The 26,597-nt window shown below is 68.6% G+C and carries 21 protein-coding genes; 10 read left to right on the plus strand and 11 right to left on the minus strand.

Features of this window, described 5'->3' with window-relative positions:
• Nucleotides 1–128 precede the first annotated feature (128 nt).
• Both AB0J95_RS28710 and AB0J95_RS28715 read left to right on the plus strand, forming a co-directional pair.
• Nucleotides 129–1,136: a LacI family DNA-binding transcriptional regulator gene (locus AB0J95_RS28710; protein WP_364764318.1), complete on the plus strand. Its 1,008-nt coding sequence runs from the start codon at nt 129–131 to the stop codon at nt 1,134–1,136.
• The gene (locus AB0J95_RS28715; protein WP_364764320.1) at nt 1,133–3,427 is read left to right on the plus strand and encodes a glycoside hydrolase family 3 N-terminal domain-containing protein; all 2,295 of its coding nucleotides are present in this window, start codon (nt 1,133–1,135) and stop codon (nt 3,425–3,427) included. The genes AB0J95_RS28710 and AB0J95_RS28715 overlap by 4 nt, the downstream gene beginning before the upstream one ends.
• Here AB0J95_RS28715 and AB0J95_RS28720 read toward each other — a convergent pair.
• Genes AB0J95_RS28720 through AB0J95_RS28730 form a run of 3 tightly spaced genes read right to left on the minus strand, consistent with a single transcriptional unit; the run spans nt 3,409 to nt 7,053 of the window.
• On the minus strand, nt 3,409–4,881 hold the full coding sequence (locus AB0J95_RS28720; RefSeq protein ID WP_364764323.1) for an NAD(P)/FAD-dependent oxidoreductase: 1,473 nt from the start codon (nt 4,879–4,881) through the stop codon (nt 3,409–3,411). The two genes, AB0J95_RS28715 and AB0J95_RS28720, sit on opposite strands and share 19 nt — an antisense overlap.
• Nucleotides 4,878–5,735 (minus strand): SDR family oxidoreductase, encoded by an 858-nt coding sequence (locus AB0J95_RS28725; protein WP_364764326.1) that lies wholly within the window; start codon nt 5,733–5,735, stop codon nt 4,878–4,880. Before AB0J95_RS28725 ends, AB0J95_RS28720 begins: the two co-directional genes overlap by 4 nt.
• Nucleotides 5,719–7,053 (minus strand): cytochrome P450, encoded by a 1,335-nt coding sequence (locus AB0J95_RS28730; RefSeq protein WP_364764329.1) that lies wholly within the window; start codon nt 7,051–7,053, stop codon nt 5,719–5,721. The genes AB0J95_RS28725 and AB0J95_RS28730 overlap by 17 nt, the downstream gene beginning before the upstream one ends.
• 93 nt (nt 7,054–7,146) lie before the next feature.
• On the opposite strand from AB0J95_RS28730, the gene AB0J95_RS28735 reads away from it, so the two are divergent.
• Nucleotides 7,147–7,743, plus strand: coding sequence for a TetR/AcrR family transcriptional regulator (locus tag AB0J95_RS28735; RefSeq protein WP_364764332.1), 597 nt, complete (start codon nt 7,147–7,149; stop codon nt 7,741–7,743).
• On the plus strand, nt 7,740–8,336 hold the full coding sequence (locus AB0J95_RS28740; RefSeq protein WP_364764335.1) for a ClpX C4-type zinc finger protein: 597 nt from the start codon (nt 7,740–7,742) through the stop codon (nt 8,334–8,336). The genes AB0J95_RS28735 and AB0J95_RS28740 overlap by 4 nt, the downstream gene beginning before the upstream one ends.
• On the opposite strand, the gene AB0J95_RS28745 is transcribed toward AB0J95_RS28740, so the two are convergent.
• The 3 genes from AB0J95_RS28745 to AB0J95_RS28755 are packed head-to-tail and all read right to left on the minus strand — an operon-like array spanning nt 8,333 to nt 11,901.
• The gene (locus AB0J95_RS28745; RefSeq protein WP_364764338.1) at nt 8,333–9,151 is read right to left on the minus strand and encodes a peptidoglycan-binding protein; all 819 of its coding nucleotides are present in this window, start codon (nt 9,149–9,151) and stop codon (nt 8,333–8,335) included. The genes AB0J95_RS28740 and AB0J95_RS28745 overlap by 4 nt on opposite strands.
• 59 nt (nt 9,152–9,210) lie before the next feature.
• A complete protein-coding gene (locus AB0J95_RS28750; RefSeq protein WP_364764341.1) occupies nt 9,211–10,788 on the minus strand; it encodes an allophanate hydrolase in 1,578 nt (525 codons plus the stop codon).
• 39 nt (nt 10,789–10,827) lie between these two features.
• Nucleotides 10,828–11,901: a HoxN/HupN/NixA family nickel/cobalt transporter gene (locus tag AB0J95_RS28755; protein WP_364764629.1), complete on the minus strand. Its 1,074-nt coding sequence runs from the start codon at nt 11,899–11,901 to the stop codon at nt 10,828–10,830.
• 313 nt (nt 11,902–12,214) lie between these two features.
• Here AB0J95_RS28755 and AB0J95_RS28760 point away from each other — a divergent pair, with 313 nt between their 5' ends.
• Complete coding sequence (locus AB0J95_RS28760) at nt 12,215–12,808, plus strand: fasciclin domain-containing protein (protein ID WP_364764344.1); 594 nt, start codon at nt 12,215–12,217, stop codon at nt 12,806–12,808.
• On the opposite strand, the gene AB0J95_RS28765 is transcribed toward AB0J95_RS28760, so the two are convergent.
• The 4 genes from AB0J95_RS28765 to AB0J95_RS28780 all read right to left on the minus strand — a co-directional run bounded on the left by AB0J95_RS28765 (nt 12,795) and on the right by AB0J95_RS28780 (nt 15,832).
• Nucleotides 12,795–13,601 (minus strand): SDR family oxidoreductase, encoded by an 807-nt coding sequence (locus AB0J95_RS28765; RefSeq protein ID WP_364764347.1) that lies wholly within the window; start codon nt 13,599–13,601, stop codon nt 12,795–12,797. The two genes, AB0J95_RS28760 and AB0J95_RS28765, sit on opposite strands and share 14 nt — an antisense overlap.
• A complete protein-coding gene (locus AB0J95_RS28770; protein ID WP_364764350.1) occupies nt 13,592–14,173 on the minus strand; it encodes a nitroreductase family protein in 582 nt (193 codons plus the stop codon). Before AB0J95_RS28770 ends, AB0J95_RS28765 begins: the two co-directional genes overlap by 10 nt.
• Nucleotides 14,174–14,185: 12 nt before the next feature.
• Entirely contained in the window at nt 14,186–15,136 is a 951-nt protein-coding gene (locus tag AB0J95_RS28775; protein ID WP_364764353.1) for a TIGR01777 family oxidoreductase, read from the minus strand.
• Nucleotides 15,137–15,226: 90 nt separating this feature from the next.
• Nucleotides 15,227–15,832: a lipoprotein gene (locus AB0J95_RS28780; protein ID WP_364764356.1), complete on the minus strand. Its 606-nt coding sequence runs from the start codon at nt 15,830–15,832 to the stop codon at nt 15,227–15,229.
• A 491-nt stretch (nt 15,833–16,323) separates the two neighbouring features.
• Here AB0J95_RS28780 and AB0J95_RS28785 point away from each other — a divergent pair, with 491 nt between their 5' ends.
• The 5 genes from AB0J95_RS28785 (at nt 16,324) to AB0J95_RS28805 (ending at nt 25,638) form a co-directional block, all read left to right on the plus strand.
• Nucleotides 16,324–17,355: a multicopper oxidase domain-containing protein gene (locus AB0J95_RS28785; RefSeq protein ID WP_364764359.1), complete on the plus strand. Its 1,032-nt coding sequence runs from the start codon at nt 16,324–16,326 to the stop codon at nt 17,353–17,355.
• A gap of 48 nt (nt 17,356–17,403) precedes the next feature.
• A complete protein-coding gene (locus AB0J95_RS28790) occupies nt 17,404–21,375 on the plus strand; it encodes a ThuA domain-containing protein (protein WP_364764362.1) in 3,972 nt (1,323 codons plus the stop codon).
• Nucleotides 21,376–21,443: 68 nt separating this feature from the next.
• Nucleotides 21,444–23,546: a plastocyanin/azurin family copper-binding protein gene (locus AB0J95_RS28795; RefSeq protein ID WP_364764365.1), complete on the plus strand. Its 2,103-nt coding sequence runs from the start codon at nt 21,444–21,446 to the stop codon at nt 23,544–23,546.
• Between the two features lie 32 nt (nt 23,547–23,578).
• Nucleotides 23,579–24,553 carry a hypothetical protein gene (locus AB0J95_RS28800; RefSeq protein WP_364764368.1) on the plus strand — a complete coding sequence of 325 codons (975 nt, stop codon included), beginning with the start codon at nt 23,579–23,581 and terminating at the stop codon, nt 24,551–24,553.
• Between the two features lie 110 nt (nt 24,554–24,663).
• Nucleotides 24,664–25,638, plus strand: a complete 975-nt coding sequence (locus tag AB0J95_RS28805) for a D-2-hydroxyacid dehydrogenase (protein ID WP_364764371.1) — start codon at nt 24,664–24,666, stop codon at nt 25,636–25,638.
• Here the strand turns inward: AB0J95_RS28805 and AB0J95_RS28810 are convergent.
• Nucleotides 25,635–26,594 carry a helix-turn-helix domain-containing protein gene (locus AB0J95_RS28810; protein WP_364764374.1) on the minus strand — a complete coding sequence of 320 codons (960 nt, stop codon included), beginning with the start codon at nt 26,592–26,594 and terminating at the stop codon, nt 25,635–25,637. The two genes, AB0J95_RS28805 and AB0J95_RS28810, sit on opposite strands and share 4 nt — an antisense overlap.
• Nucleotides 26,595–26,597: the final 3 nt, after the last annotated feature.

The following is a 26,597-nucleotide window of genomic DNA, read 5'->3' on the forward strand; positions in this document are numbered from 1 at the left end:
GTCCACTCCTGGCGGCGACGACAGACGGACCGGGCGTGCTGCGGCCCAGGTTGGCCAAGAGTGTGGCGCCGCAGAAACTGGTCTGTCAATCGTTGTCGATAACGTTTTACATGGCTATCGTTGCCAGCGTGCAGCCGAGTTCTCGCGTGACCATCCGGGACGTCGCCGCCCGCGCCGGCGTCTCGGTCGCGACTGTCTCCAAAGTCATCAACCACCGTTATGGCGTGGCCGCGGAGACCAACGCGCGCGTGCTGGCCGTGATCGAGGAGCTGGGCTACGAGGCGAGCCTGGTCGCGCAGAGCCTGCGCAACCACCGGACTAACGTGATCGGCATCCTGGTCGCCGACATCGAGCCGTTCAGCACCGAGCTGCTCAAGGGCGCCGCCGACGCGATCCGGGAGACCGGCTACGAGCTGGTCGTCTACTCGGCGGGCGGCCGGACCGGCGACAACACCGGATGGGAACGCCGTTATCTGTCCCGGTTGAGCGGCACCCTGATCGACGGGGCCGTTCTGGTCACGCCGACCGTCGTCGACGTCCAGTACGAGGCGCCGATCGTCGCGGTCGACCCGCACACGGGCCCTTCGAGCCTGCTGACCGTCGACTCGGACAACCTGCACGGCGGCCGGCTCGCGACCGAGCACCTGCTTTCGCTGGGCCACAGGCGGATCGCCATGCTCACCGGCCGCGCCGACCTGCAGTCCGCGCAACTGCGCGAACGCGGCTACCGGCAGGCGCTGTCCGATGCCGGGGTCCCGGTGGACGAGAAGCTGGTCCGGATCGGCGACTACGACCCGGAGATCGCCACCGCCGCCGCGCGAGACCTGCTGTCCACTGAGGACCGGCCGACCGCGGTCTTCGGTGCCAACGACCTGTCCGCGATCGCGACCATCGAGGTGGCCCGCGAGCTCGGCCTGCGAGTCCCGGAGGATCTTTCGGTGGTGGGCTTCGACAACGTGCCCGAGTCCGCGTTCTGCACTCCCCCGCTGACCACAGTGGACCAGCCGATCCGCCGGATGGGCAAACGCGCGGTGGAGGACCTGATCAAGCTCATCCGCGGCGAGCAGCCGGACACGATGCACGTCACCCTGGAGACCAAACTCGTGGTGCGCCAGTCCGCCAGGGCGCTGTCATGATCACCTACCGGATGCCGGAGGAGACCTGGCGCGACACCATGGCCCCGCCGACCATCCGGGCCCGCGATCTCGTCGGCCGGATGACCACAGCCGAGAAAGTCGCGCAGCTGTCCGGGATCTGGGTCGGCATCGACTCCGGCGCGGTCGCCCCGCACCAGCACGACTTCGCCGGTGAGCCGCCGGACTGGGAGGCGCACATCCGCGACGGCGTCGGCCAGCTGACCCGCCCGTTCGGCACCGCGCCGGTCGCCCCCGAGGTCGGCGCGCACGCGGTGGCCCGCAGCCAGCGGCAGATCATGGCCGCCAGCCGCCTGGGCATCCCCGCGATGGTGCACGAGGAGTGCCTCACCGGCCTGGCCGCCTGGCAGTCCACTGTGTACCCGTCGCCGTTGTGCTGGGGTGCGACGTTCGACCCGGACCTGATCCAGCGGATGGGCGCCCAGATCGGCACCGTGATGCGCAAGCTGGGTGTCCACCAGGGACTCGCGCCGGTGCTGGACGTGGCAAGGGATCTGCGCTGGGGCCGGATCGAGGAGACCATCGGCGAGGACCCGTACCTGGTCGGAACCATTGGCAGCGCTTACGTCCGCGGCCTGGAGTCCACCGGGCTGGTGGCAACGCTCAAGCATTTCGTCGGCTACTCCGCGTCTCGCGGTGGCCGCAACCTCGCGCCGGTCTCCATTGGCCGCCGTGAGATGGCCGATGTGCTGCTGCCGCCGTTCGAGATGGCGTTGCAGGCGGGCGCCCGGTCGGTGATGAACGCCTACGTCGACCTGGATGGCGTCCCGGTCGCGGCCGATCCGCAGCTGCTCACCGAGCTGCTGCGCGACGAGTACGGCTTCCAGGGAACCGTTGTGGCCGACTACTTCTCGGTGGCGTTCCTGCAGACCCTGCACAGCACGGCCGGATCACCGGCCGCCGCGGCCGGAGAGGCCCTGCGAGCCGGGATCGATGTCGAGCTGCCGACCGTCCACTGCTATGGCACTCCCCTGCTGGAAGCGGTGGAGAGCGGCGAGATCGACATCACGGTGGTCGACCGGGCCGTTGAGCGGGTGCTGATCCAGAAGTGCCAGCTCGGGTTGCTGGACGACGACTGGGCGCCCGACCCGCCCGGCTCGATCGACCTCGACGACGCCGAGTCAAGGGCGCTGGCCCGCGAGATCGCCCAACGCGGCACGGTCCTGTTGAGCAACAACGGACTCCTGCCGTTGCACACCGGGTCGAAGGTCGCCGTCGTGGGACCGCGGGCCGCCGACCCGGGGGCCATGATGGGGTGCTACTCGTTCCCGCTGCACGTCGGTGTACACCATCCCGATGTGCCGATGGGGATCGAGGTGCCAACGCTGCTGGAGGCGTTGCAGGCCGACCACGACGTGCTGTACGCGCAGGGCTGCCCAGTGCTCGGCGGCAGCGACGACGACATCGCCAAAGCCGCTGACATGGCATGGAATGCCGACGTGTGCATCGCGGTTCTGGGCGACCAGGCCGGGTTGTTCGGCGGTGGCACGTCCGGCGAAGGCTGTGACGCCGCCGACCTCAAGCTGCCCGGCCGCCAGGAGGAGCTCCTGGAGGCGTTGCTGGCCACCGGAACGCCGGTGATCCTGGTCCTGTTCGTGGGCCGGCCGTACGAACTGTCCCGCCAGATCGACAGGCTGGCGGCTGTGGTGTGCGGGTTCTTCCCCGGCGAGGAGGGCGCGAACGCGGTCGCGGACGTCCTCTGTGGACGGATCAACCCGAGCGGCCGGCTGCCGATCAGCTTCCCGGCCGCGGGTGTGCCTCAGCCTTCCACCTACCTCGCGGCGCCGCTCGGCCAACGCAGTGAGGTCAGCACGGTCGACCCGACCCCGCTCTTCCCGTTCGGCCACGGGCTTTCCTACGCTCCGGCGACGTGGCTCGACGTGCGGGGGCCCGCGTCCTGGCCGACCGACGGCACGTGTGAGCTGCAAGTGCGGCTGCACAACGACACTCCGATCGCCACGAGCGAAGTGATCCAGATCTACCTGCATGACCCGGTCGCAGAAGTGGCCAGGCCGGTGCGACAGCTCATCGGCGCGGTCCCGGTCGGCCTTCCCCCGGGAGCCACCCGCACCGTCACGATCGAGCTGCACGCCGACCTGGCCGCCTACACCGGTCGCGCCGGGTGCCGCCAGGTCGACCCGGGCGAAGTCGAGCTCCGCGTCGGAGCGTCCAGTGTGGACATCCGGGCGACGGTGCCCGTCGTGATGGCCGGGCCCCGCCGCGAGGTCGGCTTCGACCGGGTCTTCCACCCCCGCTACCGGATCGACGGCTGATTGGCTCTCGTCCGGGAGAATTTCAGGGCGCCGTCGTCGATCTTCCCGTACCGCAGCTTGACCAGGTCGTGCGCGTAGCTCATGCCCAGCTGCCACGGCGCCCGCGACCCGGCCTTCGGGAACTCGTCGATGGACCGCAGCACGTACCCGGCGGCGAAGTCCAGCAACGGCTTTTCGGTCACCGCGGGATCGTCGTTCATCGGCACGCACTTGTCGTACCCGTGGTCGTCCATGTGCCGCAGGACGCGGACGACGAACTCGCTGACCAGGTCGGCCTTGAGGGTCCACGAGGCATTGGTGTAGCCGACTGTGAACGCGCAGTTCGGCACGCCGCTGAGCATCAAACCCTTGTACGCCATCGTCTCCGGCAACTTGATGTCGTCGCCGTCGACCGCGAGCCGGATCCCGCCCATGGCCAGCAGCCTCAGGCCGGTGGCGGTGATGATGATGTCCGCCTCGAGCTCGGCGCCGGACTCGAGGCGCAGGCCCGTCTCGGTGAACTCGGTGATCCGGTCGGTGACCACGGAGGCCTTGCCGTGCTTGATCGACCGGAACAGGTCGCCGTCGGGCACCAGGCACAGCCGCTGGTCCCACGGGTTGTACTCCGGCTTGAAGTGCGTGTCGACGTCGTACCCGGCCGGGAGTTGTTTCACCGTCGCGCCACGGATGAACGACCGGATCATCGCCGGGCGGCGCTGGCTGAGCTGGTAGAGCAAAGTGGACAGGATCACGTTCTTCCACCGGGTGATCGGGTACGTCAAGCGCGCCCCCAGCACGCGCCGCAGCGTGTTCGCGATCTTGTCCTCACCCGGCAGCGCGAGGATGTACGTGGGCGACCGTTGCAGCATCGTCACGTGCGCGGCCTTGTCCGCCATCGCTGGAACCAGCGTCACCGCCGTCGCCCCGCTGCCGATGACGACGACCTTCTTGCCCGCGTAGTCCAGGTCCTCCGGCCACTTCTGCGGATGGATCACCTGACCGCGGAACCGTTCCACCCCAGGGAAGTCCGGTGTGTAGCCACCGTCATAGTTGTAGTAGCCGCTGCACACGTACAAGAACCGGGCGGTGATCTGCACTGGTTCATCGTTGTGCAAGGCGTTCACTGTCCACATGGCGTCCTCAGTGGACCACTCGGCGCTCTGCACCTTGTGCGAGAACCTGATGTGCCGGTCGATGCCCGCGTCCGAAGCTGTTTCCCGGACGTAGCTCAGGATGGCGGGACCGTCCGCGATCGCCTTGGCCTTGGTCCACGGGCGGAACCGGTAGCCGAGGGTGTGCATGTCCGAGTCGGACCGGATGCCCGGGTACCGGAACAGGTCCCAGGTGCCGCCGATCGCTTCGCGTGCCTCGAGAATGGTGTAGGTCCGGCCCGGGAAGGCCGACTGGATGTGGTGCGCCGCACCGATGCCGGACAACCCGGCACCGATGATCAGCACGTCGACGTCCGCGGTCATGGTGTGTTCGCCGCCTCCTTCTGCCGGTCGCGCAACCGCTGCTGCAAGCGGTCGATCACGGTGAAGTAGCCGGTCGGGGCGATCCGGGCGAGCGCGTCGAACACGTAAGCGTCGGGGCCGACCAGGATCCGCGCCCTGCCGCGCTCCACTCCGTTGTGGATGATCATCGCCGCCTTGTCCGGGGTGGTCATGGCGACGGCGTTGAAGTCCTCGGCCATCTGCTCGATCGTGCGGCCACGGCCTTCGGGATCCTTGCGGATCCGGGCGTTGCGCACGATGTTCGTCTTGATCCCGCCCGGGTGCACGTTGACCGCGCTCACGCCGGTGCCGCGAAGCTCCTGGCGCAACGAGTCCGTGTAGCCGCGGACGGCGAACTTGGCCGCACAGTAAGCACTCTGGTTCGGCATGCCCAGCAACCCGAAGACGCTGGAGGTGTTCACGATGACACCGCTGTCCTGTTCGACCAGGATCGGCAGAAACGCACGGGTTCCGTGCACCACGCCCTTGAAGTTGATCTGGTACAGCCAGTCGTCGTCCTCGGGAACCGAGTCCAGCACGGACGAACTCAGTGCCACACCAGCGTTGTTGAACACCGCCGCCAGGGGCGCGGGCAGCCAGTCGTCGACCTCACGCGCGAACCGGGTGACGTCCTCGGCGTCCCGGACGTCCAGAACCCGGCTGTACACCGGCACTTTGAGCGATCGAGCGGTCTCCTTGAGGCCGGACTCGTCCACGTCCGCGATGGCCACCGGCGAGCCGAGCCCGGCGAGCCGCCGGGTCAGGCTGCGGCCGATGCCGGACGCCGCGCCGGTGATGACCACGGGCCGGCCGGTGATCCTATGGGGTCGGGGCATGAACGCTCCTTGCCGCGTCGGTGTCGGTGCTGTGCCGTACGGGCCTGCGCTGAACCACCGCGAGGCCACCTTTGCCTGGCGCGTTGGCGATCCCGCGGGAGTGCCATCGCTCGTCGCGTTCGTGGGTCGGGATGAAGGTGAGCTCACGCAGCATCGTGCGCAGCACCACGGTCATCTCCATGTTCGCGAAGGCCGCGCCGACACACCGCCGGGTGCCGCCGCCGAACGGGATCCATTCGTACAGGTCCGGTTTGGCGTTCAGGAACCGGTCGGGGTCGAACGCCTTGGCGTTGGGGAAGACCGCGTCGTCGTTGTGCACGAGCGCGATGCAGACCAGGATGGCCGTCCTGTTGGGCACGGTCCACCGGCCCAGCTGGAGGCTGTCCGCGCGGACCTGGCGGCCGACCATGTCGATCACCGGCCTGCTGCGCTGGACCTCGAGGATGGTGGCCTGCCGCAAGGCACTTCCGCCCGAGTCGACCTCGGAAGTGAGCCTGTGCAACACATCCGGGTGGCGCCGGAGCCGTTCGACGGTCCAGGCAAGGGTGGTCGCGGTGGTCTCGTGACCGGCGGTGAGCAATGTCAGCAGCTGGTCGGCGATCTCGCCGCGGGTCATCGACGTGCCGTCGTCGTACCGGCTCTGCAGCATCATCGCCAGCACGTCGTCGCCGTCCGGCGACGCCTTGTCGATCAGCTTGTCCACGATGGCGTCGTACCGGCGGCGCATCAGCCAGAACCGGCCCCACGGGCTGAACCGTCCCAAGTCGACGGTCGGCACCGGCAGGACCGCGAGCTTGGAGCCGAGTTCCACGAACCGCGGCAGCAGCTCCCGGAGCTCGGCGAACTCCTCGCCCTCCGCGCCGAACACCGCTTTGAGGATGGCGTTGAGGGTGATCCGCATCATCGACGGCAGCACCGGGAACTGCCGGCCCTGCGGCCAGCGGGCCAGCTCGCGGACCGTCTCCTCCTCGATGATCCGTTCGTACACGGCCAGTCTGCGGCCGTGGAACGACGGAACGAGGAGCTTGCGGTGTTTCTTGTGCTCCTCCCCCATCTTGGCGAACAGCGAACCGGGGCCCAGCACACGGCCGAGGTTGCGTTCGAGGTTGTCCGCGATCTCCGGCGGCGTGGTGAACAGCTGCTTGATCTCCGCCGGGTCGCTGATCACCATCGCGCGGCCGAACACCGGCACGTCGATGGTGAACGCGTCGCCGTACTTGGCCCGTAACCGCAGCAGGTTGCGGCGACGCCCGGCCAACGCGAACGCGCCCTGCACGAACCTGGGCGCGGTCGATCCCGGGGGAAGTGTCGTCGTCATCGAGCAGCCCTTCCACACGTGGTACGCGGACGTACCACACCGACGGTACGCCGCTGTACCATGTGCGGCAAGACCCGGACCGCAGGGAGCGCCGTGACCACGCTCGACGACACCACGTTCCGCCAGCGCCTGCTCGACGGCCTGGCCGCGTCGATCGTCGCGGACGGCTACCGCAAGACGACGGTCGCCGACATCGTCCGCCTCGCCCGCACCAGCCGCCGCACCTTCTACGAGCACTTCGCCGGCAAGGAGGAGTGCCTGGTCGCCCTGCTGGCCGACGCGAACGCGGAGATGATCCGCCGGATCACGGCGGCGGTGGACCAGAGCGCGCCGTGGGCGACCCAGGTCCGCCAGGCGATCGAGAGCTGGGTCGCGAGCATGGAGGCGAACCAGGAGATCAACCTGGCCTGGATCCGCGACGTGCCCACCCTCGGCATGGCCGCCCGCCAGCTGCAGCGCGACGGCATGGAGGGCTTCATCACGATGGTCCAGACCCTCTGCGACACACCGGAATGGCGCGGGGCGGGCGCCGGCCCGGTGTCCCGGCAGATCGTGATCCTGCTGCTGGGCGGCCTGCGCGAGCTGATCGCGACGACGATCGAGGACGGCGGACGCGCCAGCGACGTCACCGAGACGGCGGTCCGGGCCTCGATCGCCCTGCTCGCCCCGCCTGCCACACTGCGCTCATGAGCGAAGCCTGTTCCTTCTGCGGTGCCGGTCGCGCGCAGGTCGGCTACCTGTTCACCGGGCCGGAAGTGTGGATCTGCGACGGGTGCGTGCGGGCCTCGTACGAGATCCTGCAGGGCCTGGACCAGAACAAAAGCGCGGCCGCCGTGCCGATGGACGACCCGGTCATGGCCACGATCGCCCAGGTCCAGCAGGCCGCCCTGCGGGGGCACAAGGAGCAGGCCAAGTCCGCGTACGAGCAGCTGTGGGCCAAGGCCGAGAAGCCGTTGCACCGCGTCTCGATCGCGCACTACATGGCCGATCTGCAGGACGACCCGGCCGAGGAGCTGCTCTGGGACGAGCGCGCCCTCGAAGCCGCCGCCGAGGTCACGCCGGAGCACGAGGACGCCGGAGCGGTGGCGCCGCTGCGTGCATCGCTGCACGTCAACGCCGCCACCGCGTTGAACAAGCTCGGCCGCCCGGAGGACGCCCGCAAGCAGCTCGACGCCGCCCGCGCAGCCGAGGCCACGCTGCCCGAGGAGGGGTACGGGCGCCTGGTGCGGACGCAGATCGAGGCGCTCGCCGCCGACCTGGACGGCCAGCAGACGCTGCTCTAGGCGCGCTGGTACTCCTCCCACGTGCGCTTCGGCGACACGGCCGGGCCGTCGTCGGCGCCGTGGTTGGCCAGGCCGTTGAAGCCCAGGTAGTAGTCGCCCGCCTGGTGCTGCGCGGCGGTGGACAGGTCGGTGTCGCTGATCGCGATCGCGTGGATGTGGTAGCCCCAGTCGCCCTGGTCCGGCGTACGGACCCAGGCCGCGAACCCGACCAGGCGCAGGTTCTTGGCGACCGTCACCCTGGTCGCCGATGACATGCCCTCAACGGAGATGTCCAGCGCTCCTCCGCCGTCGTGGGTTCCGGCCGAACCGCCGACGCCGCCCGGGTTGTAGGAACCCTGGGTGATGCCGAGCTGGCGGCCGAGCAGGCCTTCGGCGGCGACGAGCATGGCTTTCGTGCGCGTGTTCATCGTGGCGCCGTGGTAGGTGACCTTGCTGCCCGCGCTGATGACGTTGGCGACCGTGTACCTGTTGGTGCCCAGCTGTTTGAGCGACGTCGGGCCGGGGAAGCCGGACGCGTCGATGCCCGTGTAGCCGAGGGATCGCTGGTAGGCGGCGTACGCGGAGATCGTGGAGGTGCCGAAGTGGCCGTCGACGTACTGGCTGTCGAGCAGGCCCTTGGCGACGAGGGCCTGCTCGACCAGGATCACGCTGTCCTTGGCGCCCGGGGTGAGCGCCGTGTCGGGCCGGCGCGGATCGATCTGCGCCGCCTTGAGCACCGCCTCCATGTTCACCGACGGCAGGGCCGCGACGGCGGTCTGGGCGGGAGCGGCGGCGACCGAGACGGCCACCATCGCGGTCAGCAGGAGTACCCGCATGGCTGAACCTCCCTTGGGTCGAGGTGGGCGCAAGGGTGACCCAGCCACATACAACTGAGCTACAAAGCCCTGGTCAGATAGGGTCGCCAGCCGCCGTACGAGGTGATGTCCTCGGCGCCCTCCAGCGCGTACCGCTCACAGGTGAAGCCCGGCACCCAGGTCCCGTCGGCCAGCTCGACCCGGCCGATCGCCATCGGGCTGGGCAGCGACGCCACGAACGACCCGAACGCGTCGAGCGGCAGCTCCCACACCTCGGCCACGATCGCCGCGCCGTCGTCCGACCGCACCAGGCCGGGCTTCGGCGGGGTCGTGTCCAAGGCGTACAACCGATAGGCCGCAGCGGTGGTCGTGTCCCGCACGAGCACACCCCCGCGGGACACCAGCTCGTTGTTCAGCGGCTGCCCGCTCAGGTGGGCGCCGACGACGGCCACCTTCGCGGTCGCGGGCAGCGTCCCGGCGATCGAGGCCAGCAACCCGTCGCTGAATCCCTCACCCAGCAAGGAGATCCCGAACGGCAGTCCGTCGACCGTCCCCGCCGGGATCGCCAGCGCCGCCAGCCCGAAGAGGTTGGCGAAGTTGGTGAACCGGCCCAGCCGCGCGTTCACGCCCACCGGGTCGGCGGCGACCTCCGCGATGGTCGGATGCGCCACGGTGGTCGGCAGCACCAGAGCGTCCACAGTGGACAATTGGCCGAGGGCGATCGACCGCAGCCGTGCCAGCACCTCCTGGTCGGCGAACAACCGGTGCGCGGGAACGTCCTTGGCAGCGCTGATGATCCCACCGACGATCGGGTCCACTTCGGACCGATGCGCGTCGATGAACTCGCCCACGGCCGTGTACCGCTCGGCCACGAACGCACCCTCGTACAGCAACCGCGCGGCGGCGAGGAACGGTTCCAGGTCGATCGGCACCAGCGAGGCACCCGGGAACCGCTCGACCGCGACCTTGAACGCCTCGGCCCACCCCGGCGCCAACTCCCCCAGCTCAGCAGGCACACCCAGCCGGTACGGCAACGACAACACCGGCGTCGGCGGCTGCTGCGAAGCACACGCGAGCACCTGGGACGCCTCGGCGACGGTCCGCGCGAAGATCGAGACACAGTCCAGGCTGCGGCACGCGGGCACGACCCCGTCGGTCGGGATCAGCCCGTAGGTCGGCTTCAGGCCGACGATCCCGTTGAACGCGGCGGGAACCCGGCCTGAGCCGGCGGTGTCCGTGCCCAGCGAGAAGTCCACAATGCCCAGCGCGACCGCCACGGCCGACCCCGAACTCGACCCACCGGACACCCGCTCGGGGTCGATGGCGTTGCGCACAGCGCCATACGGGCTGCGTGTGCCCACCAGACCGGTCGCGAACTGGTCCATGTTGGTCGTGCCCACCACGACAGCGCCCGCGGCCCGCAGCCGCGCAACCACAGCGGCGTCCTCGACGGGCTGGTACTGGTACGCCGGACAGGCGGCGGTCGTCGGCAGGCCGGCCACATCGATGTTCCCCTTGACCGCGAACAGCTTCCCGGCCAGCGGCCCGGTGGCGGCGGCGAACTCGGCCTGGACGTCGGCCTCCGGCCGCAGATCGATCCAGATCTCCGGCCGGTCGACCCGCCGGATGCGTTCGTACGCCTGCGTGACCCGGTTCACCCGAACTCCTTCGCCTAGAGCGTGTCCCGGGCCATGATCTCAGGTCTCCTCGCGCGCGCTCCACCTCTGTTCGATCCGGCCGAACCGCCACACCGCGAGCGCGACCAGCCAGGCCACCACGAACAGCGCGACGATCCCGTACCCGGCGTAGTCCAGCGGGATGTCCGCGATCGCCACCAGCGGGCCGGAGGTGATCTTCGCCTGGTCGACCAGCACGCCGACCAGCTCGATCGTGCCGATCACCAGCGCGACCGCGACCGACACCGAGGTGATCGTGATGTTGTAGAACACCTTGCGCACCGGCTTGGCGAACGCCCAGCCGTAGGCGAAGTTCATGAACACGCCGTCGATGGTGTCCAGCAGGCACATCCCGGCGGCGAACAGCACCGGCAGGACCAGGATCACGTAGAACGGCAGGTTGAACGCGGCCGCGCCGCCGGCCAGCACGAGCAGGCCGATCTCGGTGGCGGTGTCGAAGCCGAGTCCGAACAGGACACCGATCGGGTAGATGTGCCACGGCTTGCGCACCGACTTGGTCAGCCCGCCCAGGATCCGGTTCATGAAGCCGCGTTTGTTCAGCTGGGCTTCGAGTTCCTGTTCGTCGTACCGGCCGGTGCGCATCTGCCGGAACACGCGCACGATCCCCAGCAGCACCACCAGGTTCAGGATCCCGAGGATCCACAGGAACACGCCGGAGACCGACGCGCCGATCACCCCGGTGACCGAGTGCAGCGCCGAGCCGTCGTCCTCGACCGGGCCGGCGAGCGCCTTCACGCCGATCGACAGCAGGAAGGTCAGTCCGAAAACGACGCTGGAATGCCCGAGGGAGAACCAGAATCCGACCGACAACGGCCGCCTGCCGCCGTCGGCCATCAGCTTGCGGGTGGTGTTGTCCACCGCGGCGATGTGATCCGCGTCGAACGCGTGCCGCATTCCCAGCGTGTAGGCGAGCATGCCGACGCCGATTCCGAAAACGCCCGTCTCGCCGAGGTCGTAGTGCCGCGGGATGACCAGCAGGAGCAGCACACCGAAGCCCGCGACGTGCAGGAACACGATGAACCCGAGCATCCCGGCCAGCGACCGGCGGTCCTGGCGGGTCAGCGCGCCCCACATTCGCGACCAACGGGAATCGCGTGCGGAAACGGACGTTGCGGTCACTCCCACCTCCCAAGCACTGCTTGTTTTGACCACCTACGAACCTACGCTGTGCCCCGCACTGTCACAAGTGATGTGCAATTGCCTCGCAGTGGCGTCTATCGCACGGGATACCCGGCGCCGCCGCACGCGACTCCAGGGATTCGGCGCCGGTCGCGAGGTGGATTGGGTTTTCCCTCCGACCGGGTGATTCGGCCACGAAGTCCAAGCCTGGCGTGCATATCGCTTCGAACCCCCGGCACCTGTTCCACTTCCCAAGGAGTGCACCACCATGCTTCTGCGACGTACCGCGGGCCTGGCGGCCGCCGGACTGGCCGTGCTCGGCATGGCCGCCTGCGGCAGCTCGAACCAGGCCGGCAGCGGAACCCAGCCGTCCATGACGCAGACCACCTCGGCGCAACAGTTCGGTCCCGCCTGCGCCGGTGTGCCGAAGGACGGTGCCGGGTCGTTTGCCGGCATGGCCAAGGATCCCGTCGCCACGGCGGCTTCCAACAACCCGGCACTGTCCACACTGGTCTCGGCGGTCAAACAGGCCGGTCTGGTCGACACCCTCAACGGGGCCAGGGACGTCACGGTGTTCGCGCCGTCCAACGACGCGTTCGCCAAGCTCCCCAAGGACACCCTGGACAAGGTGCTGGCCGACAAGGCCACCCTGACCAAGATCCTGACCTACCACGTGGTCCCGCGGACGATCAGCCCGATGCAGCTGGCCGCGGGCAGCTTCGAGACCCTGGAGAAGGGGTCGCTGACCACCTCCGGCAGCGGCGAGTCGTACAAGGTCAACGACGCCAACGTGGTCTGCGGCAACATCAAGACCGCCAACGCCACTGTCTACATCGTCGACTCGGTGCTCATGCCGATGTGACCCGCTGCGCTTGACGGACCTTGCGGTCGATCATCCTGCGCAGTATCGGCGCGATCAGTGGCCCGAACGCGGCGAGCAGGCCGATCGACCGGTCCGGGAACACCGTGAAGCGCTTGCGGTCGATGGCCCGGATGACCGCCGAGGCAACGGCTTCGGCGGTCATCGCCTTGACCGTCCCGCTGATCGCGGCGGTCTCCTTGGGCTTGTAGAGGTTCTCCTCGGCCAGTTGCGGCGTGTCCACATCGGGCGGGTAAACGCAGGCCACGTGCACACCGCGCGGCCGCAGCTCGTCCCGCAGGCACTCCATCAGGCCTCGCACGGCGTACTTCGCCGGGGCGTAAGCGGTGTAGCCGTAGATCCCCAGGATCCCGGTCGCCGAGCAGATGGCCACAATGGACCCGGTGCCACGCTCGGCCATCGAGGGAACGACCGCCCGCACGGCGTACAGCGTGCCGAAGTAGTCCACTTCGACCATCCGGCGGAACACCTCGTCGTCCAGCTCCTGGAACTGCCCGGGCCGGGCCTGGCCGGCCGCGGTCACCAGGATGTCGCACGGACCGGCGGCCTCGGTCAGCGAGGCGAGCGCCTTGGTGACAGCGTCCTGGTCGGACACGTCCACGCTGGCGGTGTGGACCTTGATCTCCTTGGCTCGTAAGCAGTCCGCCGCGGCCGAGAGCCGCTCGGCGTCGCGGGCGATCAGCGAGACCGTCATCCCCCGCTGCCCCAGCTGCGTCGCGATGGCCAGCCCGATCCCGCTGGACCCACCGGTGACCACCGCGTGCTTCAGCGCCATTCGACCAGATCCTCCAACGGCAGCTGGCGCTTCTTCAGCTCCGCGGCGCGGGAACCCTTGTCCCCCGCGTAGCCGAGCGTCAGCATCCCGGACAGGCCGATGTCGTCCGGCAGCTCGAGGATCTCGCGCAGCCCCTCCTCGTGCGGACCGAAGAACCCGGTCGCCAGCCCTTCGTTGGCGGCGGCCAATTGGAGCAGCACGAGCAGGCTGCCACTGTCGAACCACCAGTACGGCACCGGCCACTCGATCTCGTTGCCGTCGTCGTCCAGCTTGTCCGGCTGGGTGTACCGCTCGTGGTAGGACTCCTCCCGGACGCAGACCGCGATCAGCACCGGGGCCTTGCCGATCCAGCCCTGGATGTCCGCGCCCTTGTAGGCCGGGTCGTACAGGTCGGAGATCCGCCGGCGTACCGCCGGATCGGTGACCACGATCAGCCGGTGCCCCTGGCTGAACCCGGCGCTGGGCGCGCGGTGGACCACCTTCACGATCCGGCGCAGCACGTCCGGGGGAACGGGATCGGGCCGGTAGTCCCGGACCATCCGGCGCACCTTCAGCACATCAGCGAAGTCCATTCGCCCAGCTGATCACGAAACCCCGGCGGGCGTCCATGTCCTGGAGCGATAACGTCGCACGAGGTCGGCCGCGGCCTTCGGCCATTCGGGGTACGTGAACGAGAAACCCGCGTCCAGCAACCGCCCTGGGATCACCCGGCGGCTTTTCAGCAGCAGCTCGGTATCGGTGCGGATCACGAACGCGCCGATCTCGGCCATCCAGGCCGTGGACGGGATTCCGAACGGGACCTTCGCGGCCTTGCGCAGCTCGCGCATGAACTCCCGGTGCGGCAGCGGGGCGGGTGCGGCCAGGTTGACCGGGCCGGTGAGGTCGCTCCCGAGCAGGAACTCCACCGCGGCCACGAGGTCGACTTCGTGAATCCACGAAACAAACTGCCTGCCACCCGCCACCGGCCCGCCGATCCCGAGCCGGGCCATCCGGTACAGGTGCGAGAACGGCCCGCCCCGCCCGGGGCTCATCGTGATGGCCGTGCGCAACGCGACCTTGCGGGTCCCCGGGACGACGGCCTCTTCCTGGGTGTGTTCCCACGCTTTGGCGATGTCCACGCTGTAGGCCCAGTACGCGGGCACATCCGGTTCGTGGCCGCCGATGATGCCGGTGGCCTCGTCGTTCGGCGCGTCGAACCGGTGCGCGTAGATGGTCGCCGTGCTCATCTGCAGCCACACCGACGGCGGCTTGTCCGCACAGGCGATGGCCTCGCCGATCACGCGGGTCGAGTCGATTCGCGAGGACATCATCTCGCGCAGATGAGCGTCGGTGTAGCGGCAGCTCACACTGCGTCCGGCCAGGTTGATCACGGCGTCGGCGCCGTCGATCTCCGCAGCCCACGGTCCCAACGTCCGGCCGTCCCAGACAACCCCGTCGCTGCGGGCGATCACGACCACCGTGTGGCCGGCGGCGCGCAGCGCGGGGGTCAGGAAGCGGCCGATGTGCCCGGTCCCACCGGGAATGACGATCTTCATGGCAGTCCCCTCTCCACTGCCACGGTACGACTTTTTGAACGTGTTCAAAACCTATCGTGACGGGGCTGACCCAACTGCCAGCTCAACCGCTCACGAGACTTTGAGGGTCTGCTTGGCCAGGACATAGGCGGGCAGCATCTGCTCGTGCTCCTCGGTGTCCAGGCCACCGACGTGCAGCACGACCGGGCCCCTCGGCGTCGGCACGGCCAACGCTCTCTCCCGTTTGGGATCGGACTGCGGCGCCTCCAGCGAGTAGGTGACCTCCTCGGCCGCCAGCGAGCCGAGCCGCACCGAGCGGTACTCGGGCTGCTTGGCGTACCTGACGTCGGCGACGAAGTCCTCCAGCGCGGCACGAGCCTGCGGGCCGCCGTCCTCGTCGGTCCACACCCGCAGGAACCCGATCATCCCGGCGGGTTTCGCGTCGACCTCGCACACCGCGGTGAACCTGCCCATCCGGGCCAGGCCGAGCTCGTCGTCACCCTTGTTCTCGATCGCCTTGGGTTTCCACGACTTGGCCACCTCGAAGGTGACCGGCATCGGGCACAGGCTGCCGGTGGCGCCGATCGGGCCGGCGGCGGTGGCGGCCTTGGTGTCGTCCAGCCACGGCTGCCCGCCCGCGGCCTTCGCTGGTTCGTCGGGCACCGAAGTGCAGCCCGCCGCCAACAGGACTCCGATGACGACAAAGAACTTACGCATGCACGCCCCCAGTCGGTGATTCGCGACCGATCCTATTGGCCCGCACAGACAGCCCATCATGGGGCCGGAACGATCACCGGCATGCACGAGGACCGCCAGCTCATGCCGCTGATCGAGAACTTCTGGATCTTGCCGGGCGGTCGCGGACAGTGAGAGCCTTCGCTGGGAATGCTGGCAGACCGTGACGGGAACTTTGTTCGGAACTGAACCCATACAGTGCCCATAGGACGCCTGTCCTGCGAAAATGACACAGGCCTGTCCGGCCCGTTACGCCGTTTGGCCCTTAACTTTTGTCTCGGGAATGCATAAGTTCCACGTGATCGACACGAAAGAATATGAGCAACCGACGGCCCGGAAGGCAACCGAGTAACACCGATACCCCCTGTGCGCGCGGCGAGGGGTAAGAAGTCGATCCCTGGGGATGTGCGTGCCTCACGCCATGCCCCGCATGGCGCTGTTCCCGGTTTTTCATGGACCCCGAATGGAGAGGGATGGAAAAGCACGCCCAGACCGGCTGGTTCAACAAGCTCGTCTCCCGGCGCTCGGTGCTCGCGGGCACCACGGTCGGACTGGCCGTCCCGGCCGCCATGACGGTCGGCGCGGCCGCGCCGACGCACACCGCGGCGGCCCAGACCGGCGTGGTGAAGAAGGTGACCATCTACGCGGAGCTGTTACCCGGCAACCTCTACGGCTACGGGCTGGCCGAGGGACAGGCCACCGTGCCCGGGCCGACCCTGGAGATGTACGAGGGCGACACGCTCGAGATCACCCTGGTGAACAAGACCGACAAGCGGCTGTCCATCCACCCGCACGGCGTGGACTACAGCACCGACTCGGATGGCAGCCCGTTCAACGCCTCCTTCAACAACCCCGGCGAGACCAAGGTCTACACCTGGCGTTCGCGGGTCGCGGCGCAGACCGCCGGCCGCCAGTACCTGCCCGGCAGCGCGGGGTACTGGCACTACCACGACCACGCGATGGGCACCGACCACGGCACCCAGGGTGTCCTCAGAGGACTGTACGGAGCGCTGATCGTGCGCCGCCGCGGGGACATCCTGCCCGACAAGCAGTTCGTCGCCGTGTTCAACGGCATGCAGATCAACAACAAGGTCGCCCCGGACACCCCGATGTTCGAGGCCAACCTCGGCCAGCGGGTGGAGTGGATCGCCATCGGGCACGGCGACCTGTTCCACACGTTCCACCTGCACGCCCACCGCTGGGCCGACAACCGGACCGGATACCTCGACGGCCCGTCGGACCCGACGCGGGCCATCGACAACAAGGACCTCAACCCGGGCAGCTCGTTCGGGTTCCAGGTGATCGCCGGCGAGGGCGTCGGCCCGGGCGCGTGGATGTACCACTGCCACGTGCAGAACCACTCCGACGGCGGCATGGTCGGCATCTTCCTGGTGCGCAACGCCGACGGCAGCATGCCGCCGGGCGCCCAGGACGCCATCGACCGCTTCCACGGCCACGTGCACGCGGCGTCAGCCGCGACCGACATGCCAGGGATGTCGCACTAGAGCCATCGCTTCCTTTTCTCGGCCTGCCAACGACAAAGGAGTTCACGGATGGGGCATAGGTTTTCCACGGGCCACCGGCGCAGAACGGCGAGACATCGCTCGCTGTTCGTGCTGACCGGGGCCGCGATCGCGTTGGGCGGCATGGTGGTCCCGGCCTCCGCTGCCGCCGCACCGGCCGCGCCGCCAGCGGCCGCGGCCGCGACGGGTTCGGTGCTGGTGTTCCACGGCCAGGTCGCGCAGCAGGAGGACCCGGTCGCTGTGGCCACGCAGACGATCAAGGATCTGGGCCAGGCCAACGGCCTGACCGTCACCGAGTCGACCGACCCGGGTGTGTTCACGCCGGAGAACCTGGCCGGCTACCGCGGTGTCGTCTTCCTCTCCGCGCAGGGCAACGCTTTGACGCGGGACCAGGAAGCCGTGCTGCAGAACTACATGAAGGCCGGTGGTGGCTTCCTCGGCATCGGTGACGCCGCCAAGGCGCAGGACAGCTCGTCCTGGTTCACCGGTCTGATCGGCACCCGCCCGGTCGGCAGCATCGCCAACCCGGAGGCGGTCGCCGCGGTCACCGCGAGCGCGGAGAACCCGCCGAACGAGATCGCCACCAAGCTGATCGACAACGACGCCAACACCAAGTGGCTGACGTTCAACCCGACCGGCTGGGCCCGGCTGCAGCTGACCAAGCCGACCGTGGTGACCAGCTACGCGCTCACCTCGGCCAACGACTTCCCCGGCCGCGACCCGCGGGACTGGCAGCTGCAGGGCTCCAACGACGGCCAGGCGTGGACCAATGTGGACGTCCAAACCGGACAGACGTTCCCGGAGCGGTTCCAGACCAGGAAGTTCACCACCACCCCGGTCAACACCACCGCGTACACGTACTACCGGCTCAACATCACCGCGAACTCCGGTGAGCCGCTGGTGCAGCTGGCCGACATCCGCCTGTTCACCGGCAGCTCGGCACCCCCGCCCGCGCCCGGTGTGAACCAGGCCGTGGTCGACATCCTCGACCGCCAGCACCCGGCGACCAAGGAGCTGCCGCTCAACGTGACCCGCTCGGACCGTTGGTACAACTGGGATCCGAGCCCGGTCGGCACCGTGCACACGGTCGCGCAGGTCGAGGAGCGGTTCTACAACCCGGGTCCGGGCGCGAACGGCGCCTTCCACCCGGTGTCCTGGTGCCGTGACTACGAAGGCGGCCGGTCGTTCTACACCGGCATGGGCCACACCGAGGGCAGCTACGGCGAGGACGCGTTCCGCAAGCACCTCAACGGAGCTCTCAAGTGGACGGCCGGTCTCGTGCGCGGCGACTGCCAGGCGACCATCGCGTCGAACTACAAGATCGAGCGGCTGACCGGGCAGAACCAGGCCGGGCAGCTCGACCAGATCGGTGAGCCGCACGGGCTGACCGTGGCGCCGGACGGCTCGATCTTCTACGTCGGCAAGGCCGCCTGCCCGACCGGCCCGATCGTCAGCTGGGACGACCCGAACGTGGGCCTGGGCTGTGGCACGATCCACCGCTACGACCCGGCGACCAAGACCACCAAGCTGCTGACCACGTTGCAGGTCATGGGCAACCGGGGCAGCGGCTCGGAGCTGGTGAAGAACGAGGAGGGCCTGCTCGGCATCGTGCCCGACCCGAACTTCGCGGCCAACGGCTGGATCTACGTCTACTGGATGCCGCACGAGTCGATCGACCGGGTCAAGCGGATCGGCTACCGGACGATCTCGCGGCTGACCTACGACAAGGCGAACAACACGATCGACCAGGCCACCCGCAAGGACATCATGTCCTGGCCGGTGCAGATCCACAGCTGCTGCCACGCCGGTGGCGGTATGGCGTTCGACGCCAAGGGCAACCTGTACGTGGGTTCCGGCGACAACAACTCCTCCGAGGGTTCCAGCGGGTACTCCGGCAACAACTGGACCCAGGAGTTCGCGGGCATCTCGTTCCAGGACGCCCGCCGCACCGCCGGCAACACCAACGACCTCGCGGGCAAGATCATCCGCATCCACCCGGAGGCCGACGGCACGTACACCATCCCCGAAGGCAACCTCTTCCCGCCGGGCAACCCCAAGGCACGCCCGGAGATCTACGTCATGGGTGTCCGCAACATCGCCCGCCTGGCGATCGACCCGGTGCACCAGTGGCTGACCGCGGGCTGGGTCGGCCCGGACGCGTCCTCGCCCAACCCCGAGCTGGGACCGGCGAAGTACGAGACCGGCACGATCATCACCTCCGCGGGCAACCAGGGCTGGCCGTACTGCATGGGCAACCGCCAGCCGTACCGTGACCGCAGCAACACCGACGCCACGGTGTTGACCGGGTGGTACGACTGCAACGCGCCGAAGAACAACTCGCCGCGCAACACGGGTCTCGTCGACCTGCCGCCGATCCGCGACAACATGATCTGGTACTCGCCCGACGGCGGTGGCCCGGTCTTCCCGTTGCGCTCCGACGGCAGCGGCATCCCGACCTACAACGCGGCCGACGCGGTCTACACCGAGCCGTACGTGCGCGGTGGCGGCCAGGCGATCATGTCCGGCCCGACGTACCACCGCGAGCTGATCAACGCCAACAGCGGCGTCGCGTGGCCGTCGTACTGGAACGACAAGTGGTTCATCGGTGACGAGTCCAGCCCGAACAACCGGATCGCGGTCACGGTCGACCCGAACAAGGTGCCGCAGCAGGCGCCCCCGGCGTTCGCCGAGACGCTGTCGCGGATCATCCCGTCCGGCAACGGCGACAACCGGATGCAGAGCTGGATGGACGCGAAGTTCGGCGCGGACGGCGCACTGTACATGCTGGACTACGGCGGCGGCTTCTTCTCGTTGCACCCCAACCAGAAGCTGATCCGCGTGGCCTACACCGGCGGCCCGGCCACCCCGGCCCCGGCCGCGAACTCGGTGGCAGTGCAGAACAAGCCGCTGACCATCGCGTTCAACGGGTCCAAGTCCGGTGGCGTGTCCTACCGCTGGGACTTCGGCGACGGCACCTCGTCGACCGAGCAGAACCCGCGGCACGTCTACGCCAAGCCGGGTACCTACACGGCGAAGCTGACGGTCACCTACGCCGACGGTGAGATCGCCTCCGCGCAGTCCACTGTGAACGTCGGCTGTGCGGTGCCGGACAACCGGTCGACGGTGTGGCTGAGCGACCAGGACTCCGGTGTGGCCAACAAGCAGGTCGGTGGCGGCTGCACGATCAACGACCTGATCGACGACGAGAGCGCCTACCCCGACCACGGCGCGTTCGTCCGCTATGTCACCACGATCGCCGACCAGCTGCAGAAGGACGGCACGATCACCAGCCGGGAGAACTCGGCCCTGGTGCGCGCGGCGTCCGCGTCCGACGTGGGCAAGTCGACGAACACCGGCTACAAGCCGTTGTACGACGGCACTCCCGAGTCGCTGCAGGGCTGGACACAGGCTCCGTCCGGGTCGTTCTCGATCCAGCCGGACGGGTCACTGAGGTCGGCTGGCGGCCTGGGCATGTTGTGGTACAAGAACGAGCAGTTCGCGAACTTCTCGCTCAAGCTGCAGTTCCGTGACATCGCCCCGGACGGGTTCCGCGCCAACAGCGGTGTTTTCACCCGGTTCCCCGACCCGCGCCAGCCGGTCAGCCAGCGCCCGGCGTGCGGTCAGACGGGATCAGCGGCCACCTCGCAGGCCTGGGTGGCGATCTACTGTGGACACGAGATCCAGATCTACGACGGTGACACCGGTGAGCCGCAGAAGACGGGGTCGATCTACAACTTCGACCCGGTCAGCCTGCCGGGAGCGGGTGTCACGCCGAAGGCGCAGTGGAACAACTACGAGATCCGCGTTGTCGGCCAGCACTACACGATCATCCGCAACGGCGTGGTGATCAACGAGTTCGACAACACCCCGGGCAAGCAGTCCTCCCGGGCAGGCGACCCGCCGACGGATCTGCGCCAGTTCCTGACCGGGTTCGTGGGTCTGCAGAACCACAGTGACAACGATCTGATCGAGTTCCGCAACATCCGGGTGCGGTCGCTGTAACCGCGTGGCCCGGCCGGTGAACTGCCCACCGGCCGGGCCCTTTCGGTACCGCACTCATGGAAGGTGCCATGTTTCAAACGGTTCTGAAACGCTGCTGGGTGGTTCTGCTCGGCCTAGCGCTGTTCATCCCGGTGGTCGTCGTCCCCGTGGCGTCGGCCACCATCCCGCAGCCCGCGCTGGCGCAAACGCTGACGTGGACCGCTGACAACGACATCACCCGCTACAAGTCCGCGCCCACCTCGGCCACGGCCGGGCAGACGACGATCGTGTTCGAGAACAGCGAGGCGACCGGCAACACGACCGGCATGTCGCACACGCTGACGTTCGACACCGACACCCCGGGCTACAACCACGACGTCAACGTCAACATCCTCGCGAACCCGTTCGACACCGAGAACGGCCGGCACGAGCAGACGGTGACGCTGACGCCGGGCAAGTACCGGTACTTCTGCACCATGCCGGGCCATCAGCAGATGGTCGGCGAGTTCACCGTGGGACCGGCCGGCCCGGACACCACTCCCCCGACGGTCAACGGGGTCGTCTCCGGCAACAAGGACGGCAACGGGAACTACCTGGGCAAGGCGACGGTGACGGTGACCGCGTCCGACACCGGGTCCGGTGTGGACAAGATCGAGTACCAGGTGGACGACACGAGCTTCCTGCCCTACACGGCCCCGGTGGACGTGACGGCGGTCGGCGACCACTCGGTGCAGTTCCGCGCGACCGACAAGGCGGGCAACGTCTCCCCCGTCGGCTCGGTGTCGTTCCGGGTCGTCGAAGCTCCCCCGCAGGACACCACTCCCCCGACGGTCAGCGCGACCGTCGCCGGGAACAAGGATCCACAAGGGAACTACGTCGACAAGGCGACCGTGACGATCACGGCCTCGGACACCCAGTCCGGGGTCAAGACGGTTGAGTACTCTTTGGACGGTGGCGCCTTCACCGCCTACACCGCCCCCGTCGAGGTCACGGCAGTGGGTTCACACATGATCCACTACCGGGCCACTGACAACGCCGGGAACACCTCACCCGAGGGGATGACCGGGTTCACCATCGTCCAGGCACCGCCGCAGGACACCACCCCGCCGACGGTCAACGCGACTGTTGCCGGTGACAAGGATTCCAACGGCGCCTACATCGGCAAGGCGACGGTCACCATCACCGCGACGGACACCCAGTCGGGCGTGAAGACCGTTGAGTACTCTTTGGACGGTGGCGCCTTCACCGTCTACACCGCCCCCGTCGAGGTGACCGCAGCCGGATCACACATGATCCACTACCGCGCCACTGACAACGCCGGGAACATCTCTCCGGAGGGCATGTCCGGGTTCACCGTCGTCTCGGCGCCGCCGCAGGACACCACTCCGCCGTCGGTGAACACCACCGTCACCGGTGACCGGGATGCCAACGGCAACTACGTCAACAGCGCTTCGGTGACTGTCACGGCCACGGATGCGCAGTCAGGCGTCAAGACGGTCGAGTACTCGTTGGACAACGGGGCTTACACCGCCTACACGGCGCCGGTTGTCGTGAGCGCCAAGGGATCGCACACCTTGCGGGCCCGGGCCACCGACAACGCCGGGAACACTTCCACCCCGGTGTCGACGTCGTTCACGGTCGTCGAGCCGCCGGTGCAGGACACGACGCCGCCAGTGGTGTCCACTTCGGTCGCCGGGAACCGGGACGCCAACGGCAACTACATCGACAGCGCAACGGTTTCCGTGACGGCGACCGACTCGCAGTCCGGCGTGAAGACCGTTGAGTACTCAGTGGACGGTGGGGCGTTCGCGGCCTACACCGCTCCCGTTGTCGTTGGCACGAACGGTCAGCACACCGTGCAGGCCCGGGCGACCGACAACGCCGGGAACGCCTCGGCGCCGGTTTCGGTGTCGTTCACGGTGGTCGAGCCGAGTGGGGATGTCTGCCCCGACTCGGACACGCGGGCCACGGTGATCATCGGCGGTGAGGACACCAAGGTCGCCAACATCGACACCGGCAACGGCTGCACGGTCAACGATCTGATCGCCGAGCGTGCGTCCTACCCCGACCATGGCACGTTCGTCCGGCACGTCGAGGACGTCACCAGCCCGCTGGTGGCCAACGGCGTGCTTTCTCGCAGGGACCAGGGCACCATCGTGCGCGCGGCGTCCCGTTCGGACATTGGCAGATGAGCAGGACCCTTTCACCACAAGGAGTTAAGAGAATGCCAAGACGCACCGTTTCCGCGCTCGCTGCCCTGAGCGCCATCGTCACCGCGCTGGTGGCGGCGCCCAACGCGAACGCCGACCTGGTGATGTACTGCGTCGGCACCGGTGGTGCCGTGACCGTGCCCAGCGACCTGCTGGTGCCCTCCGGCGAGTCCTGTTCACTGGAGGGCACGACCGTCACCGGCAACGTGCGCGTCCAGGCCGGCGCCAACCTGGTGATCTCCGGCGGCACGATCAACGGCCAGGTCCAGGTGGCCAACAACGGCTACTTCGACGCCACCAACACCCGCGTCGACGGTGAGGTCGTGCTCGCCCCCGGCGGGTTCGGCAGCTACCTGCGCAAGGTCCGGGGCGCCTCGGTCACCTTGCAGCCCAAGGGAACCGCCACGGTCGAGGGCTTCCTGTTCGTGGACGACTCGGTCATCGACGGCAATGTCACGGCCGGCGTCGGCGAGGTCCGCCTGGACAAGAACACCCAGGTGACCGGGAACGTCAACAGCAGCGGCGCGTACTCCACGGACGTCCGTGACTCCTTTGTGGACGGTACGCTGTCGGTGCTGAACAACGCGAACGGCAGCGTCGTGTGCGGCGGTTCGGTCGCCGGCAAGGCCACCTTCGCCGGCAACCAGGGTGGCGTGCAGCTCGGCCCGAACGGCGCCCTGGACAGCTGCGCGTCCGGCGGCTACTTCGGCCGGGACGTCAGCATCAGCAACACCAACGGCAAGTCCTCCGTCGATGACACCATCATCAACGGACAGCTCCAGCTGAACGGCAACAACCCCGCGACCGCCGTCGCCGCCAACAACCGCATCCGCGGCGGCGTCGTCGGCCAGACCGGCGCCGCGGCCGCAGCTTCCAAGGCCGCCCGCGCCCAGGCCGCCGCTCCCCGGGTGAACACCGGCGAGCAGAAGTCCGCCGACCGCCGCGCCGCCGCCACCCAGGCGGCGATCGAAGCGGGCCAGGCATTCTGAAGTAACTGAAGCAAGGGGCTTTCTCCCGCACGCGATCGCGGGAGAAAGCCCCTTGCCCGGCACGATGGGGGCGATCACGAACAGCGCCCGGTCAGGGTAACGTCGCGGCGGTGACCCAAGGATTCACGCTGGTGATGGTGCCGCCCCATCAGGAGGACACCTCGACGTGGCCGCGACGGCTCGAGCAAGCCGTGCCCGGCCTGAAGGTCCTGCGGCCGGGAACGACCAACGAGGCCGCTGAGGCGTTGGCTGAGGCGGATGCGGCGTACGGCACCCTGCCGGCCGATCTGCTCAGGCACGCGACCAGGCTCCGGTGGTTGCAGGCGCCGCAGGCGGGGCCGCCGCCCGGGTTCTACCACGCGGATCTGATCGCGCATCCGGTTCGGGTGACGAACATGCGCGACACGTACACGGATCATGTGGCGACGCACACGATGGCGCTCGTGCTGAGTCTGGCGCGTGGGATCCCGATGTATGTGCGAGCGCAGGAGCAGTCCAGGTGGGCGCCGGACTGGGATCCCGGGTCGGTGCTGGCGTTGGCGGAAATCCGGGCGTTGGTGGTGGGGGTCGGTGCGATCGGGGCCGAGGTGGGCCGGATGCTCGCGGCGTTCGGGACACAGGTCGTGGGCATCGACGCCCGGCGGACCGACGCGCCGGAAGGGTTCACAACCGTGCGGCCACCGGACACAGTGGACGATGAGATCCCGCGTGCCGACTTGGTGATCCTGGCCATCCCGCACACCCCAGAGACCGAAGGCCTGATCAACCCGCGGCGGCTCAAGCTGTTCCGCAAGAGCGCCTACCTGATCAACATCGGCCGTGGCCCGCTCGTGCAGCTCGACGCGCTCAACCATGCGCTGGAAGTCAAAGAGCTCGCGGGAGCGGCACTCGACGTGTTCGAGACCGAGCCGTTGCCGGCGGAGCATCCGTTGTGGCAACGAAAGAACGTGTTGATCACGCCGCATGTCGCCGGAGCCGGGCCGCACAGCGAGGAACGCCGGTTCGCGGTGATCCTGGAGAACGCCAAGCGGTTCGCCGCCGGAGAACCGCTGATCAACGTGGTGGACAAGGCCCTCTGGTTCTAACGGCCGAACCGCTGACGGTAAGCCGACGGCGTCACGCCGGTGTGCCGGCGGAACTGGGCGCGGAGGTTCGCGGTCGTGCCCAGTCCGCTGGCCCCGGCGACCCGGTCCAGCTGCGACTCCCCGCGTTCGATCAACCGGCACGCCAACGTCACCCGCTCCAAAGTCAGCCACGCCAACGGAGTCGTGCCCAGCTCGGTCTGGAACCGCCGGTGCAGCGTCGCCTGACTCGCCGCCGCCCGCGAGGCGAGATCCGCCACGGTCAACGGCTGATCCAGCCGCTCCCGGGCCCAGGCCAGCACTGGAGCGAGTGAAGTGTCGGCCACAGCGGGGATCGGCCGCTCGACGAACTGGCGCTGCCCGCCGTCCCGGTGCCCGCTGAACACCAGCCGCCGGCTCACCGCGTTCGCGATCTCCGCGCCGTGATCCAGCCGGATCAGATGCAACCCCAGGTCCAGCGCGGCCGCGCTCCCCGCGGCTGTCAACACGTTCCCACTGTCCACAAACAACACATCCGGCTCGAGGAGCACCGAGGGGTACCGCGCGACAAAGGAATCGGCCCACCGCCAGTGGGTGGTCGCCCGCCTCCCGTCCAGCACGCCGGCATCGGCCAACGTGAAGGCGCCCGTGCAGAAACTCACCAGCCGCGCACCCCGCTCAGCCGCCCGTGCGATCGCCGCCAGCACCTCCGGGGACGCCGTGTTCAACGGGTCCGGCCGGTTGGGCACGATCAGGGTGTCGGCGGCGTCCGCGGCCTCCAGGCCCGCGACCCCGGACAGCGTGAACATCCCGAGGTGCATCGACACCGCCGGGCGGGCCGCGCACAACGTGAACGAGTACCACGGCCGGTCCAGTTCGGGCCGGCGCAGCCCGAACAGCTCGGTCGCCACGCCCAGCTCGAACGGGTTCGAGCCCTCGTCCACCAGCACGGCGACCCGGTGCGAGGATTCTTGCGACATGTG

The organism is Actinocrispum sp. NPDC049592 (assembly GCF_040675465.1).
Classification (GTDB): Bacteria; Actinomycetota; Actinomycetes; order Mycobacteriales; family Pseudonocardiaceae; genus Kibdelosporangium.